This is a genomic window from Arthrobacter sp. B055-34 (assembly GCF_059090425.1).
This window is the reverse complement of sequence record NZ_JBNHFQ010000003.1, coordinates 292,747-306,308: the sequence shown is the minus strand read 5'-3', so window position 1 is coordinate 306,308 and position 13,562 is coordinate 292,747. Positions and strand designations below refer to the sequence as shown.

The following is a 13,562-nucleotide window of genomic DNA, read 5'->3' as shown; positions in this document are numbered from 1 at the left end:
CTATCTGGCGGCAGTGGCGGTCTGCGCGCGCTGCACGGTCTGCGGGGACTGCGCGGCGTCGAGGGCGGCGTCGAGGTTTTCGGAAAGGCCCCGGCGCTTCTTCACCGGGGGAGCGGCGAACGCACCGGCGCGGTGCGCGCCGCAGTCCATTGCGACTACGGCCTCGGCCATCCGGATGCCGGCTGAGATCCCGTCCACCACGGGCACCGGGATCTGCCCGCGCAGCTCGCGGGCCAGCCCGGCCAGCGGCGCACCGGCAAGAATAACGACGTCGGCGCCATCCTCCTCGACGGCTTGGCGGCTCAGTGCCAGCAGAGTGTCCTTGAAATCGTCCTGGACGGAGCCAACGGAGCCGAGGGTCTCCTTAATGGAGCGGATAGAGGTCAGCCGGCCGGCTAGGCCGAAGTGTTCCACACAGTCCCGGTACCAAGCCTTGATCCGGTCGGAAATGGCGATGATGGCAAACCGCTGGCCCTGCAGGGCGGCGGCACACAGGGCGGATTCGGTGATGCCGATGACCGGGACGTCGATGAGTTCCTTCAGCGCCGGCATGCCCGGGTCGCCGAACGCTGCGACGACAACGCCGTCCACCTGGTCCCGGTGCTCGGCGATGATTTCGGCGACAGCGCCGGCGGCAATCAGGGCTTCGAAGCGGGTTTCGATGTATTCGACGCCGTGGCCGGCGGTCTGTACCACCAGTTCGGTGGCTGGCGCGGCGGAGCGCAGCGCTTCGGCCTCGATGAGGCCCGTAACGTCGTCGCTGATATTGGGGTTGATGACAATGAGTTTCATGGATTCTTCCGTTGCCGTTCCTGTTGGGAGCGGCGGTAGTCGTCGGGAAACTGGTCGTGGTACTTCTCAACATGGTGCGCGGACTGCGCGGCTGCCTGGTCCGGATCGCCGCTGGCAATGGCTGCCCAGAGTTCGCGGTGTTCCTCGATGAGTTCGGGCAGATCGGTGGCGTAGCCAAGCAGCCAGTTCATCCGCCCCTGCAGGGGTTCCAGCGCGGTCCGCAGGAAGCCGTTGTCGGCAATTCGGGTAATTTCCTCGTGGAACTCGCTGTTGGTGCGGTGCGCTTCAACCAGCGAACCCTTGGCGAGATGGCGTTCGGCGTCGTCCAGGTAGCCCTTCAGCCGGTCCAGGTCCTCGGGCGTGGCTCGGATCGCCGCGAGCCGGCAGGCCAGTACTTCCAGGGAGTGCCGGACGGCAAAGAGGTCTTCAACATCCTTCTCGCTCAGGCTGCTCACCTCCGCGCCGCGGGCTCCGCGGTCGCTGACCAGGCCTTCCTGACGCAGCATCCGCAGGGCCTCGCGGACTGGAAGCCGGGAGACGTGGAACTCGGCGGCGAGGTCGCGTTCCACCAACCGGGTGCCGGGGACATAGCGGCCTTCGAAAATCCTCGAACGGATCGCATCGCGGACAGTATCCCGGAGCGGTTTGTCCTTTTCGCGGGTTTGTTCTGCAACACTCATCGTCTTCTCCATTCGGTCTTGTCGGCGGCGCGCTGTCCCCGGCACATCGGCTGGTCTTTCCTCTTCAATTTAGACGGGCAGGCGCTTGCTGTAGTCCAGCACCAGCACCGAGACACCCATGATCAGCGCGGCGCCGACAAAGTAGAGCAGCGCCCAGGTGTAGGAGCCGGTGGCCCCGACGATCAGGCCCACCACAATCGGGGTGACAAACCCGGCAATGTTGCCGCTGAAGTTCATTGCGCCGCCCAGCACGCCGGCGTTGGTGCGGCCGCCCAGGACAGCGGGGATGGACCAGAACAGGCCAACCCAGCGCAGGAAGAACAGCACCACGGACAGGAGCACAACGGCGGTCAGCGGATCCGGAACAGCGGTGACGCCGATCAGGCCGCCGACCACCATGATGCTGGAGATACCCAGCAGGGTGCGCATGACCTTGTTGGCCGAGGCGCCGCGGCCCCGCCAGCGGTCGGCCAGGGTGCCGCCCAGGATCTCGCCGACAAAGCCGGCGCCGAAGATCACGAAGGTGGACCAGCCGATGGTCTTCAGATCGAAGCCCTTGGCCTCGGACAGGTACAGCGGACCCCAGGTCAGCAGGCCGTAGAACACGCCGTTGAAGCCCAACCAGCCGAAGCACATGGCCCAGAAGGAACGGAACTTCAGGTAGGGAGCCAGGGCCCTGCGGCCGGTGCTGCCTTCCTTCGCGGCGGCGGCGTCCTCGGCGGCGTGGGATTCCTCAATGTAGGTCGCCTCGGCCTCGTTGACGCCCGGATGCTCGCGGGGACTGTCGCGGACGTACCACCAGACGGCAACGCCCATCAGGACGGTCGCGATGCCGGCGATGATGAAGGAGGCGCGCCAGCTGCCGGTGGCCGCGATCAGCCCGGCGATGACCAGGCCGCCCACGCCGGCACCCAGCGGAGCACCGGCGTCGAGAATCGTGGCGCCGCGGCCGCGTTCCTTCGGGTGCATCCAGAGGGCGTTGAGCTTTCCGCCGGCCGGCATGACACCGGCCTCGGTGACGCCGATGCCCATGCGGGCAATGAACATGCTCACGAAGCCGCCGGCCAGACCGGAAGCAGCCGTGGCGGCACCCCAGCCGACGCAGGAGGCGGTGACCACTTTGCGCGGGCCGAACTTATCGATCAGCCAGCCCACGGGAACCTGCATCAGCGCGTAGGTCCAGAAGAAGGCCGAGAGCAGCAGGCCGACGAGTTCGGGCGGGAGGTTGAATTCCTCCTGGATGACCGGCAGGGCAACGGAAATGGAGCCGCGGTCAATGTAGTTGACGGTGACGAGGACAAGGAGCAGCAGGAAGAGCTTCCAGCGGACGTTGGTGCGTCGCTGCGCGCCGTCCTTGCCGGTCTTGCCAGCCTTGCCCCGAGGAGACGGGGTTACGGTTTCAGTGCTTGGGAGAGACACAGCTTCTCCTTCGAAGACGGGTCGGTGAGCGGTTGTTAGACGAATGGCCGCCGGGATCAACGGCGGGCCGATCTCCAGAACCTCAATGCGGGGCCCAAGCGGTTGGAACGGGAATCCAACCTAACGGTCCGAGAAATCTTTTTGGGATCCCGTTTTGGGATCCCAAAACCCAATGTAGAAGCGACGCAGGCCACAGTCAACGGGTTTTTGGGCTTCTTGCGCATACCAAGAAGCGCCTTTCTCAAGAGCACCTACTGATAAAACAACGACGGCGTTCACCACCTTCTGCCCGCAGGCCACCTTCCGCCGTGCCCACCGCGGGTGCACCACGCCACGGTTGCTGCCGGTGCACTGGTGCTCCGGTGCTGCCGGAATGTTCGCGGCCCCTGGCTGGCAGTCGGACTCGCGGCGGCGTCGCATTTTGGTGTAGCGATTTGGGCTCTATTCGCATCCCAAAACCGTGATTCCGCGACAGTCCGCGGGCGAGGCGCTGTCGGGGGCTCTGACCCCTTGACTGTGATTGGTGTCACCCCTAACCTTGTTTCAATTCCTGAAAACAATTTTCCACCATATGAAAACAGGTAGCAATGACTGCATTACAGGACCAGAGGTCAACGTCGACCGCACTGCCCCTAAGCACCCGCCTCTACAACGAGGATCTGGCGCCCACCAAGAAGGCAGGCCGCACGTGGTCGGGCTACAACATTTTCACGTTGTGGGCCAATGACGTCCACAGCCTCGGCAACTACGCCTTCGCTATCGGGCTCTTCGCCCTGGGGCTGGGAGCGTGGCAGATCCTGCTGGCATTCCTTGTCGGCGCGGTCCTGCTCTTCCTGCTCCTGAGCCTCTCGGGCTTCATGGGGGAGAAGACGGGTGTTCCCTTCCCAGTCATGAGCCGCATCGCCTTCGGTATCCACGGCGCGCAGCTTGCCGCCGTCGCCCGCGGCGGCGTGGCCATCGCCTGGTTCGGCGTCCAGACCTACCTGGCTTCCGTCGTCTTGCGGGTGATGCTGACGGCCATGTTCCCCGGGCTGGCACCGCTGGACACCAACAACTTCCTCGGCATGTCCACCCTCGGCTGGATCTCCTTCGTGGCGCTCTGGATCCTGCAGGTCATCATTGTCAGCTTCGGCATGGAAATGATCCGCAAGTACGAGGCCTTCGCCGGCCCCGTCATCCTCGTCACCATGCTGGCCATCGCCGTCTGGATGTTCATCGAGGCCGGCGGCTCCATCGCCCTCTCCACCAACGAGAGCCTGACCGGCGGCGAGATGTGGCGGCAGATCTTCGTGGGCGGCGCCCTCTGGATCGCCATCTACGGCACGTTCGTGCTGAACTTCTGCGACTTCACCCGCTCGGCCACCAGCAAGAAGGCCATCACCCGCGGCAACTTCGTCGGCATCCCGCTGAACATGCTCTTCTTCGGCGCCATCGTCGTCGTTCTTGCCGGTGCGCAGTTCAAGATCAATGGGCAGATCATCGAGAGCCCGTCCGACATTGTGCAGACCATCCCCAACACTTTCTTCCTGGTGCTTGCCTGCCTCGCGCTGCTGGTGCTCACCGTGGCCGTGAACCTGATGGCCAACTTCGTGGCACCGATCTACATGTTCACCAACCTCTTCCCGCGCCGCCTGAACTTCCGCTCGGCCGCCATCGTCAGCGCCGTCATCGGCTTGGTTATCCTGCCTTGGAACCTCTACAACAACCCGGTAGTGATCGTGTACTTCCTGGGCGGCCTCGGCGCCATCCTCGGCCCGATCTTCGGCGTCATCATGGCCGACTACTGGATCATCCGCAAGGCGCAGATCAACGTCCCGGACCTGTACACCGAGGCCCAGAACGGCGAGTACCACTACAAGCGCGGCGTCAACCCGCGGGCCATCATTGCCCTGGTTCCGGCCGCCGTTATCGCCATCGTGCTGGCCCTGGCGCCTGCCTTCAGCGCCGTCGCCGGGTTCTCCTGGTTCTTCGGCGCCGGCCTGGCCGCGGTGTTCTACCTGATCGTGGCTGACCGCAAGGCTCGCTTCCGCGACGTCGACGGCGAAGCACTCGCCGTCGCCAGCGCCCACTAACCGTTCACTACCAACGACCAATCCCTATCCAGCAGGAGAATTACTTTGCGCATCCTCGTCGTGAATGTGAACACCACCGAGTCCATGACCGAAGCCATCGGCCGGCAGGCAGCCGCCGTGGCCTCGCCGGGAACCGAGATCGTCCCGCTGACCCCGCTCTTCGGCGCGGACTCAGTCGAAGGCAACTATGAAAGCTACCTGGCCGCCATCGCCGTGATGGAAACGGTCCGCAACTACCCGGAACCGTTCGACGCCGTCATCCAGGCCGGCTACGGCGAACACGGCCGCGAGGGGCTCCAGGAAATCCTGGACGTCCCGGTCGTCGACATCACCGAGGCCGCGGCCAGCACCGCGCAGTTCCTCGGCCACAAGTACTCCGTGGTGACCACCCTGGACCGCACCGTCCCGCTGATCGAGGACCGGCTCAAGCTGGCCGGACTCGACGCCCGCTGCGCTTCCGTCCGCGCCAGCGGCATGGCCGTCCTCGATCTGGAACTGGATCCGGACGCGGCCGTCAATGCCATCGTCGCCGAGGCTGCCATCGCCGTCGAGCAGGACAAAGCGGAAGTGATCTGCCTGGGTTGCGGCGGCATGGCCGGCCTGACCGAGCGCGTGATCGAGCGGACAGGAGTGCCCGTTGTCGACGGCGTTGCTGCCGCCGTCACGATCGCGGAATCCCTGGTTCGGATGGGACTAACGACGTCGAAAATCCGCACCTATGCGCCGCCGCGGCCTAAAACCTTCAAGAACTGGCCGCTGAGCTCCGTCCCGGTACTCGCCGGCCAAGCCTAAGCAACCCGAACGACCTACCTACTCACAGGATTGCAGAACCACCATGACAGAAACCATCAGCCGTCCCTCCTCCGCACCTACCGGCCCCGCCACCGCCTATGACCTGGTCATCCGCGGCAACCGGATCATGACCACCGCCGGCGAGGTTGCCCGCGAAGTCGGCATCCGGGACGGAAAGATCGTCGCCATCGAGCCGCTGGGCAACAACCTGGAAGGCGCGGAGGTCATCGAGCTCTCCGCCGAGGAAGTCCTGCTTCCGGGGCTAGTGGACACCCACGTCCACGTCAACGAGCCCGGCCGCACCGAATGGGAAGGCTTCGCCTCCGCCACCCGTGCAGCTGCCGCCGGCGGCGTCACCACCATCATCGACATGCCGCTGAACTCCATTCCGCCGACCGTCAACGTGGACGCGCTCGAGCAGAAGCGGGCGGCGGCACGCGAGCAGGCCTTCGTGGACGTCGGCTTCTGGGGCGGGGCCATCCCCGGCAACCAGGGCGACCTGCGCGGCCTGCATGACGAGGGCGTCTTTGGCTTCAAGTGCTTCCTGCTCCACTCCGGCGTCGACGAATTCCCGCATCTGGAAGCGGACGAGATGGAATCGGACATGGCCGTCCTGAAGACCTTCGACTCCATCATGATCGTGCACGCGGAGGACTCCCGCGCCATCGACCGTGCGCCCACCGCCGAGGGCGACCACTACGACAAGTTTCTGGCCTCCCGCCCCCGCGGCGCCGAAAACGTCGCCATCGCCGAGGTCATCGAACGCGCCCGCTGGACCGGCGCCCGCGCCCACGTGCTGCACCTGTCCTCCTCGGACGCGCTGCCGATGATCGCCTCCGCAAAGCGCGACGGGGTCCGCATCACCGCCGAGACCTGCCCGCACTACCTCACGCTCATCGCCGAGGAAATCCCCAACGGCGCCACCGCGTACAAGTGCTGCCCGCCCATCCGCGAGGCCGGCAACCGCGAACTGCTGTGGGAGGGACTGCTGGACGGAACGATCGACTGCATCGTCTCGGACCACTCGCCCAGCACGCTGGACCTGAAGGACCTTGAGAACGGTGACTTCGCCGTCGCCTGGGGCGGTGTTTCCTCGCTCCAGCTCGGCCTGTCGCTGATCTGGACCGAAGCCCGCCGCCGCGGCATCACCCTGGACAAGGTCATCGACTGGATGTCCACCAAGCCGGCCGCACTGGCAGGTTTGAACTCCAAGGGGAAGCTCGCGCTAGGGTACGACGCCGACCTGTCCATCTTTGCGCCGGACGAGTCCTACGTAGTGGATCCCGCCAAGCTCCACCACAAGAATCCCATCACCGCCTACGCGCAGAAGCCGCTCTCCGGAGTGGTCCGCAAGACCTACCTGCGCGGACAGCAGATCGACAACCAGACCCCGGCCGGACAGTTGCTCCGCCGCGGCATGGCCTGATCCGAACCACAAGGGGGCGGCTGCTGTACAGCGAAGTACAGCGGCCGCCCCGACCCCACGAAAGGCAGCAAGTCCCATGAGCAGCTCCACGGCGAGTACCCTGATCAACACGTTTGCAGTCGGCGACGACGGCACTGCGAACTGTGAAGATTCCACTTGCCTCTACTGCAACGGCCCGGAGACGGACTGATCCAGCCGCCGCCCCGGCGAAAGAGTGGACAGTCCCGCAGCTTCTGCTGCCGCCAGGAGTTCGTGGTCATAAGCCACCAGTACGTCCGCGTGCAGGCGGATAGCCGTCGCTAAATGGATGGCGTCCGCCGTTCTCAATCCGCCAGGAAGCGCCACTGCAAACAACAGGTCGTCCCGGGCGACATCCACCAGACTTATCGTGCTCAGAACCGTGTTGACCGCGCGTGCCGGAACTCCCTTGGCACGCCGATTCACAGCGCAGTGAAGCTCGGTATGAAGGAGCATAGAGGCCGCCAGTGTGTCACCGTCTGCCGAGAACTTGGTGAGCTGCTGCGCCAGTGGGCCGGACTCGGCTTCGTCGATGAGCAACTTCAGCACGGCGGATGTATCGAGGTAAACGATCATCGGTCTCCGCGAAGGTCATCGAGTATGTCTTCGCTGCTTTCGTCCAGCCGCGTCCTAGCGAGCAGAGTGAAGTCCACCGGGCCCGTAGACGCTGCAGGTCGGACGGCCCCTGCGAGGAGCAGCCGTTCAAAAGGCGATGACGACGGCGGAATAAGCGTCGCTGACACCTCACCGTTGTTTGTCACGTCGAGGATCTCCCCGTTTTTGACGCGCTCAAGGATCTTGCTGCTCTCGTTGCGAAGCTGGCGATGGGGAATGGTAGTCATGATAGGCGCCTCCGTAGCACATGTAGCAAGTGTAGCAAGTTTGCGGTCGCGTGGCTTGACCTAACCAACAGGGGCGGCTGCTAAACAGCGAAGTACAGCAGCCGCTTCCGTCTTCCTATAGTTCAGGTTTCCTAACCGGTACCCGTCGAAAATCGTCGCTGTACCTGATGCGAAGTCACCGGCATGCTGGACTATGGAAGCACCCAAATCAAAGGCTGGAAAGGCACCCGATGAGCAGCTCAACGGCGAGTACTCTGATCACCACTTCGGCAGCCGGCAACGGCACGGCCCGATTCTTCAACGCGGACGGCATCGGGCCCTACGATGCGAGCTGCGAAGACTCCAGTTGCCTCTATTGCAACGGCCCCGAGACAGACTGACAGCGTGAAATGTTGGAAGGGGCTGTGCCCGGTTTAAACCGGGCACAGCCCCTTCATATTAGTAGTTATCAGCCGACGCCGACCTCTGCAGGCTTACTCAGGCGGAATGTAGGAGTCCCAGTTCCGCACATCCCATGGACGCCCGGGAAGCGCGGGATGCGGTGTCGTGAAGCGGGTTGCTCCCAGCTCGATCGTCGTCGAATCCTGTGCTTCCTCGGCTGTCCTCGCGAGGGAGCGCGCGGACGTTGACGACCAACGGCCTGACTCTAGCCGGTCTGCCACGGTTTGGATTGCCGTAATTTGTTCGGCCGTTGTGAAGGTGCAATGTCCGTCTGCGGCGACGAAGGTTTGGCGCAGATCGTGGTTGTCGCCGGCTGCGCGTACTACGTCGGCATATGCCTCTTCCTCCGCAGTGGCACCCGCGGGGTCCCCCGTAGTGTGCAGCGACAGGACCGGCACGTCGAGGTTGCCGGTGAAGGTTGCCAAGCGCTCCACTGTGCTGACAGCTGCCTGGTCCGCGGTGATACGAGGTGCGTCTGCCAGCGTCTGGAGGTCGGCTTCCAAATCGGCACCGGCTTCGCGATAGGCGCGTTGGACCTCCGGCCAACGGCCGGAAGCCCTAAGCTCCTTCCGGTAGTCAACACCGTCATTCCAGGAGAACGCACCACCGATCGTTTGCTCGAAACCGGCCCGAACACCAATGCCCAGCGCAAACGGCATTGCGTCGGTGTACTCCGCGATCCGTTTGTCCAGATCGGTCGCGGGAACGTCCTCTCCTGTTTCCGCATCGACGGCGGGGATCTTGCTCAAGGCAGCAGCAAGGACAATGCGTGCCTGTCCGTGGTCGGTGGCTGTGGCTCTGGCGACCAGTTCATTCATGGCCGCTTGTTCGCGGCGCTCATCCTGAATCCGCGTTATGCTCATCTGCGAATCCGGGTCGACCAGCTCCCGCAGGGCGAATGCGCTGTCCAGCTTGGTGTTCCACATGCTGATCGCGCCTGCTCCGCCGCCGCACATGGGAACCGCCCCATCCAGCCAAGCCGGGGCTGCTTCTGTGACGATCCTGGTGACCAGGCCGCCCTGCGACCGGCCGCTGAGAATTACGGTGTCCGGACGTCCCGCGGTTTGACTGAAGATATCGACGGCGGTGGAAGCGTTGCTCCTATCCTGGGACAGGTTCCAGTTGTCGCTGAGCTCGTAACCTATGACTCCGTACCCCTGCTCGCCCAGCCAGCGGGGAACATCCCCGGTCAATTCTTCGCGCCCGGGCATGACGATCGTGGTCCCATTCCAACCGGCCGGCCGGGCGAGCGAATACGGTGTTCCATCCGGCAGCCGCCCCTGCTCGCTGACACTGCTGGTGTCGGCCATCCCGGCTGTCATGGTGCAGGTGAACGGCACAGCCAGAGCGGTAATCAGTAGCATGCGGGCAGTCTTGTTCACAGCTGTCCGTCCCTTCCGTGGTTGGCCGCCGCCGGCTGTTCCGCTTCCGCCCGAACCATCCGGTGGGGCTTGAGCTCTGCGAATTCGGCGCTGCCGAGGTCCACCTGAGCATCAGCGGCGATTTCGGCGGCGAGCTTGTTCAGCGCTTCGGGGGTGGCGGCATTGCTCCATGTCCCGGTGTCGAGCCGCTGCTGGACGGTGGTGAGTGCTGCGGCGATCTCGGCTCCCGTGTAGTCGCAGTGTCCGGGACGGTCGACAAAGGCCTGGCGCAAGAGGTTGTTATTGCCGTTGCTGCGGACTCGGTCTTCGTAGGTGCGCGCCTGGGTGACCGTCGGCGCAGTATCTCCGGATTCGTGCAGGGTCAGGACTGGCACCGGGATCTCCCCGGTGGGAGTTGCGTTCGTCTGCATGTAGCGGACGGCGGCGGGGTCGGCGCTGATGCGTGGTGCACTGTGGAGTTGTGCCAGGTCGTCCTCCAGATTCGCCCCTGATTCCGCGTACAAAGCCTTCACAAGTTCTGCTGTTCCTGAATGTTTGAGCTGGCGGGAGTAATCGACGCCGGTGTTCCAGGAGAAGTTTCCACCTGCCCTCGCTTCCAGCGGCTCTCTCGGAGAGACGACGGCGAACATGAATGCCTTGTATTGCTGGAGTTGCCGTGCTGCCAGGTCCTTGTTGCCCGGGCGCGGGTCAGAGGCCTGCGTCCACGTCGGAAGCTGTGCCATTGAAGCCGCCAACGAGATGCGTGCCCGGCCCTCCGGGGTTTGCTGCGCCTCATTAAGCACTTCCTGGAAAGCTGCCCTGCGTTCGCTCTCGTTCGTCACATTGACCAGCTCCAGCCGGTAGTCGTTCGGGGCCAGGAGGGTCTTGAACACGAAAGAGGCGTCCAGACCCTGGTTCAACATGGGGATGGCTCCGGCAACTGATCCGCACATGGGCAGGCCTGCATCGAACACGCTTGGATATTTCTCAAGAAGGGCCGCGGAGGTGAGGCCGCCCATTGAATTTCCCCAGGCGATAACGTGTTCGGGTTCGCCGAGCTTCTTGCTGGCTGCGTCAACAGCGTCCCGCTGGTCACGCAGCAGGTCTTCAACTGCCCATCCATTGGTGGTCGGCTTCGACCCGGCAAGGGCATATCCCTCGTCGAGCAGCCAGTCATGGATAGCGCCCGAAGGGCCACCGGCAGCTTCTCCACCGGCTGGGCCACCGATGTACCCGGGGCTCCAGACCAGAAGCGTCCCGTTCCAATTGCCGGGGGTCTCGATCACATAGCGAGCGCCGCTGGGCAGACTTCCACGGGCCACGGCGTTGCTGGAAACTGCGGTGCTGGCCGCCGCTTTCTGGGGTGGTGCAATCAATAAGGGGGAGGAGATGAGGGATGCTGCCGACAAGGCGGCAGCGAGTCGTATGGGGATCATGAACAGATTCCTTTCGTGCCTTCAACTTCGAAGGCATATTATTTTGCGAGCAAACAAGGAACTGTGGCCTATTCTCGGGGGTGGGAGTCAAGGCCGATCAGGGGAGGGGCTAGTTGGTGGTGACCAAGGACGCCCAGTTGGCAAAAGTATGGTGGTTGACGAGGTCTGCAAGGCTGGGATCGTTGACCGCTATGATCCGCCGAAATTTGGCTTCCGCCTCTGGTCCCAGGGAGTCGTAGAGGGCGGCGCAGCATTCGTATGCCCGGGTCCCCGGCCAGTCTGCTCCCAGCAATTGACGAGGCAGTTGGGGATCAATGCCCACCAAGGCACGCCACTCACTCATCAACCGCGTCCTGATCAGCAGGGCATCCTGGGCGCTTGTATCATCACCGGCCAGGGCATCACCGCCGGATTCCCAGCGCTGGATGAAGGCAGTATACGCATCCCGGACCGGGCCCAGTTCGAAGGCGGTTTCGACCATTCTTTGCTCGGCGCCCCCCGGTACCTCTGCGGCGCTGAATACTGTCAATTGAGTGATTCCTGTGGTTTCTCCCAAGTGCTGCGCCGCCTCAACATGGTGACCAGGGCGGATCCAGAGCGCGTCATACAGGTTTCCGAAATGTGCCGCGCGGAGCCCTTCCCTGAACGTCCGCCGAGCGGCCTTCTCCTCCTCGGGAACTGAGTAAGCAACGATTGTCCAAGTGCCGTCCCATGAATCGGTTGCAGGAGGGGCAAAGATGTATTGGACGTGCCGGTCCAAGGCTTCGCGGCTTCGGGGAGTCACCGCGTAGGCCGTTTCCCTTCCGTTCTTCGCCGATACCAGAAAGCCTCGCTGGGCCAGGCGTTGAATGGCCGCACGTGCCCCGGCCGCCGTGATGCCGAATTCGGACATCAATTGCACCAGCGCGGCCGAAGGAATGTGCTCCCGCCGGGCGAACCAATAGTCGCCCAAAAGCGTCGTCAGCAGACGTTGCGGACGTGCGCCCTGCTGGAAGCGCGGCAGGCTGGGCTCGGCTTCTGCAGTCATATGGAGATTATGTCACCGGCCTTCTGTACGGATTCCAGTTGGAGCGGAACACTGCGCGGGCCGTACTCCAGCCAGTTCATCATTTCCACTTCTCCTGCCAACCCGAAGGACGCCGTCGCGGACAGGATGGCTTCGAGGGCGATCAGCAGCTCAGTGCGTCCCATTGAAGCGGCAGGGCAGCGGTGGGCACCCCGGCCGAAAGCCAGGTGCCGGTTGGCCGGCCGCTTCAGGATGAATTCATCCGGGTGTTCAAAGACGGTTTCATCCCTGTTTGCGGAGGGAAAGATCAACGCTACGGGTTCACCCGCGGCAATTTCGCGGCCCGAGAGCTGGACGTTCTTCGTGGCCGTGCGGGCGAATACCCGGTAAGGGGCATAGAGGCGGAGGAATTCTTCGATAGCGGCGGGAAGATCCTCGGGGTGGCTGCGGAGGTGGTCCTGCAGGCCCGGGTTCTGTGCCAGATGGACTATACAGCTGCCCAGAACGGCTTGCGGGGCACCCATGCCGGCTACGATCATCTGGCGGATGGTGGCGATGGCCGACAGCTCTGTGATGTGGTTGTTCGGGTCGAGTGCAGCCAAATGGAGCCCGGCAGCCAGATCGGTCTCCGGGTCGGCTCCGGCGGAGAGCCTGTCCCGGTAGATCTGCTCCGCGATTTTGTACAACTCAGCACTCGCCTCGCCTATAACGGCGTCGTTCATTTCCTGGATGGCGAAGGAGTAGCGCACACCGATTTCCCGGACTCGGACAGCCAGTTCGGAGGGGACCCCGAGGAACGCGGCAAAGCAGTCCGCAACGTAGGGCATGGCGAAGTCGCCGCAGTACTCCGGGTTCTCGCTCGCCAGCAGGTTCCCGACGAGTTCCTTGGCGCTGCGCCGGAAGGCGTCTTCGTGGTTGCGCACAGCTGATCGCCGAAGGACCGGATCGATGACGTCCCGGTAGGCGTCGTGCTCCGGCGGATCAAAGTGCAGGGGCGGCCGCCGGCTGGACCTCGGTACGTGGGGGACCACGTTCTGGATCGAGGTGATGAATGTTTCCGAGTCGCGCGTGACCTGCATGACGTCGTCGTAAGTCATTGCTGCCCAGAATCCCCCGTAAGCGTTGCTCCAGGGGAGCGGATTCGTCTGGCGAAGCCGCGCATAGTCCTGGTGTGCGCTGCCGAAGGTCTCCTCGGCGGTTGGATCCCATTCGGATTGGCGGAAGGGACAAGTTCCTGCCGCCTGTGTTTCTGCGGTCACTGTTGGGCCTTTCGTATT

The 13,562-nt window shown here is 63.8% G+C and carries 13 protein-coding genes; 4 read left to right on the top strand and 9 right to left on the bottom strand.

Annotation, left to right across the window (positions count from 1 at the left end):
• From AC5RWO_RS07310 to AC5RWO_RS07300, 3 genes are all read right to left on the bottom strand, one after another.
• On the bottom strand, positions 1–792 hold the full coding sequence (locus tag AC5RWO_RS07310) for an aspartate/glutamate racemase family protein (protein WP_498730546.1): 792 nt from the start codon (positions 790–792) through the stop codon (positions 1–3).
• Entirely contained in the window at positions 789–1,472 is a 684-nt protein-coding gene (locus AC5RWO_RS07305) for a GntR family transcriptional regulator (protein ID WP_498730545.1), read from the bottom strand. The genes AC5RWO_RS07310 and AC5RWO_RS07305 overlap by 4 nt, the downstream gene beginning before the upstream one ends.
• 69 nt (positions 1,473–1,541) lie before the next feature.
• The gene (locus AC5RWO_RS07300) at positions 1,542–2,891 is read right to left on the bottom strand and encodes an MFS transporter (RefSeq protein ID WP_498730543.1); all 1,350 of its coding nucleotides are present in this window, start codon (positions 2,889–2,891) and stop codon (positions 1,542–1,544) included.
• A gap of 587 nt (positions 2,892–3,478) precedes the next feature.
• Between AC5RWO_RS07300 and AC5RWO_RS07295 the strand changes: the two genes are divergently transcribed.
• The 3 genes from AC5RWO_RS07295 to allB are packed head-to-tail and all read left to right on the top strand — an operon-like array spanning position 3,479 to position 7,181.
• On the top strand, positions 3,479–4,963 hold the full coding sequence (locus AC5RWO_RS07295) for an NCS1 family nucleobase:cation symporter-1 (protein WP_498730542.1): 1,485 nt from the start codon (positions 3,479–3,481) through the stop codon (positions 4,961–4,963).
• A 45-nt stretch (positions 4,964–5,008) separates the two neighbouring features.
• The gene (locus AC5RWO_RS07290; protein ID WP_498730540.1) at positions 5,009–5,755 is read left to right on the top strand and encodes an aspartate/glutamate racemase family protein; all 747 of its coding nucleotides are present in this window, start codon (positions 5,009–5,011) and stop codon (positions 5,753–5,755) included.
• A 43-nt stretch (positions 5,756–5,798) separates the two neighbouring features.
• Positions 5,799–7,181 carry an allantoinase AllB gene (allB, locus tag AC5RWO_RS07285; protein WP_498730538.1) on the top strand — a complete coding sequence of 461 codons (1,383 nt, stop codon included), beginning with the start codon at positions 5,799–5,801 and terminating at the stop codon, positions 7,179–7,181.
• A gap of 162 nt (positions 7,182–7,343) precedes the next feature.
• Here allB and AC5RWO_RS07280 read toward each other — a convergent pair whose 3' ends face one another.
• Together AC5RWO_RS07280 and AC5RWO_RS07275 are read right to left on the bottom strand one after the other, a co-directional pair.
• Positions 7,344–7,775 (bottom strand): type II toxin-antitoxin system VapC family toxin, encoded by a 432-nt coding sequence (locus tag AC5RWO_RS07280; protein WP_498730537.1) that lies wholly within the window; start codon positions 7,773–7,775, stop codon positions 7,344–7,346.
• On the bottom strand, positions 7,772–8,041 hold the full coding sequence (locus AC5RWO_RS07275; protein ID WP_498730536.1) for a type II toxin-antitoxin system Phd/YefM family antitoxin: 270 nt from the start codon (positions 8,039–8,041) through the stop codon (positions 7,772–7,774). Before AC5RWO_RS07275 ends, AC5RWO_RS07280 begins: the two co-directional genes overlap by 4 nt.
• Before the next feature lie 230 nt (positions 8,042–8,271).
• On the opposite strand from AC5RWO_RS07275, the gene AC5RWO_RS07270 reads away from it, so the two are divergent.
• Positions 8,272–8,421, top strand: a complete 150-nt coding sequence (locus AC5RWO_RS07270) for a hypothetical protein (protein ID WP_498730534.1) — start codon at positions 8,272–8,274, stop codon at positions 8,419–8,421.
• Between the two features lie 93 nt (positions 8,422–8,514).
• Here the strand turns inward: AC5RWO_RS07270 and AC5RWO_RS07265 are convergent, their stop codons facing one another.
• From AC5RWO_RS07265 to AC5RWO_RS07250, 4 genes are all read right to left on the bottom strand, one after another.
• Positions 8,515–9,864: a hypothetical protein gene (locus AC5RWO_RS07265; protein ID WP_498730533.1), complete on the bottom strand. Its 1,350-nt coding sequence runs from the start codon at positions 9,862–9,864 to the stop codon at positions 8,515–8,517.
• Positions 9,861–11,279, bottom strand: coding sequence for a prolyl oligopeptidase family serine peptidase (locus AC5RWO_RS07260; RefSeq protein ID WP_498730531.1), 1,419 nt, complete (start codon positions 11,277–11,279; stop codon positions 9,861–9,863). Before AC5RWO_RS07260 ends, AC5RWO_RS07265 begins: the two co-directional genes overlap by 4 nt.
• Positions 11,280–11,388: 109 nt before the next feature.
• Positions 11,389–12,306: a PaaX family transcriptional regulator gene (locus AC5RWO_RS07255; RefSeq protein ID WP_498730529.1), complete on the bottom strand. Its 918-nt coding sequence runs from the start codon at positions 12,304–12,306 to the stop codon at positions 11,389–11,391.
• A complete protein-coding gene (locus AC5RWO_RS07250) occupies positions 12,303–13,544 on the bottom strand; it encodes a cytochrome P450 (protein ID WP_498730527.1) in 1,242 nt (413 codons plus the stop codon). The genes AC5RWO_RS07255 and AC5RWO_RS07250 overlap by 4 nt, the downstream gene beginning before the upstream one ends.
• Positions 13,545–13,562: the final 18 nt, after the last annotated feature.

Bases quoted from the DNA above. Each gene is read 5' to 3' on its own strand.
- AC5RWO_RS07260 (WP_498730531.1), bottom strand. From the start codon at position 11,279: ATGATCCCCATACGACTCGCTGCCGCCTTGTCGGCAGCATCCCTCATC.
- allB (WP_498730538.1), top strand. From the start codon at position 5,799: ATGACAGAAACCATCAGCCGTCCCTCCTCCGCACCTACCGGCCCCGCC.
- AC5RWO_RS07280 (WP_498730537.1), bottom strand. From the start codon at position 7,775: ATGATCGTTTACCTCGATACATCCGCCGTGCTGAAGTTGCTCATCGAC.
- AC5RWO_RS07255 (WP_498730529.1), bottom strand. From the start codon at position 12,306: ATGACTGCAGAAGCCGAGCCCAGCCTGCCGCGCTTCCAGCAGGGCGCA.
- AC5RWO_RS07270 (WP_498730534.1), top strand. From the start codon at position 8,272: ATGAGCAGCTCAACGGCGAGTACTCTGATCACCACTTCGGCAGCCGGC.
- AC5RWO_RS07310 (WP_498730546.1), bottom strand. From the start codon at position 792: ATGAAACTCATTGTCATCAACCCCAATATCAGCGACGACGTTACGGGC.
- AC5RWO_RS07305 (WP_498730545.1), bottom strand. From the start codon at position 1,472: ATGAGTGTTGCAGAACAAACCCGCGAAAAGGACAAACCGCTCCGGGAT.
- AC5RWO_RS07275 (WP_498730536.1), bottom strand. From the start codon at position 8,041: ATGACTACCATTCCCCATCGCCAGCTTCGCAACGAGAGCAGCAAGATC.
- AC5RWO_RS07295 (WP_498730542.1), top strand. From the start codon at position 3,479: ATGACTGCATTACAGGACCAGAGGTCAACGTCGACCGCACTGCCCCTA.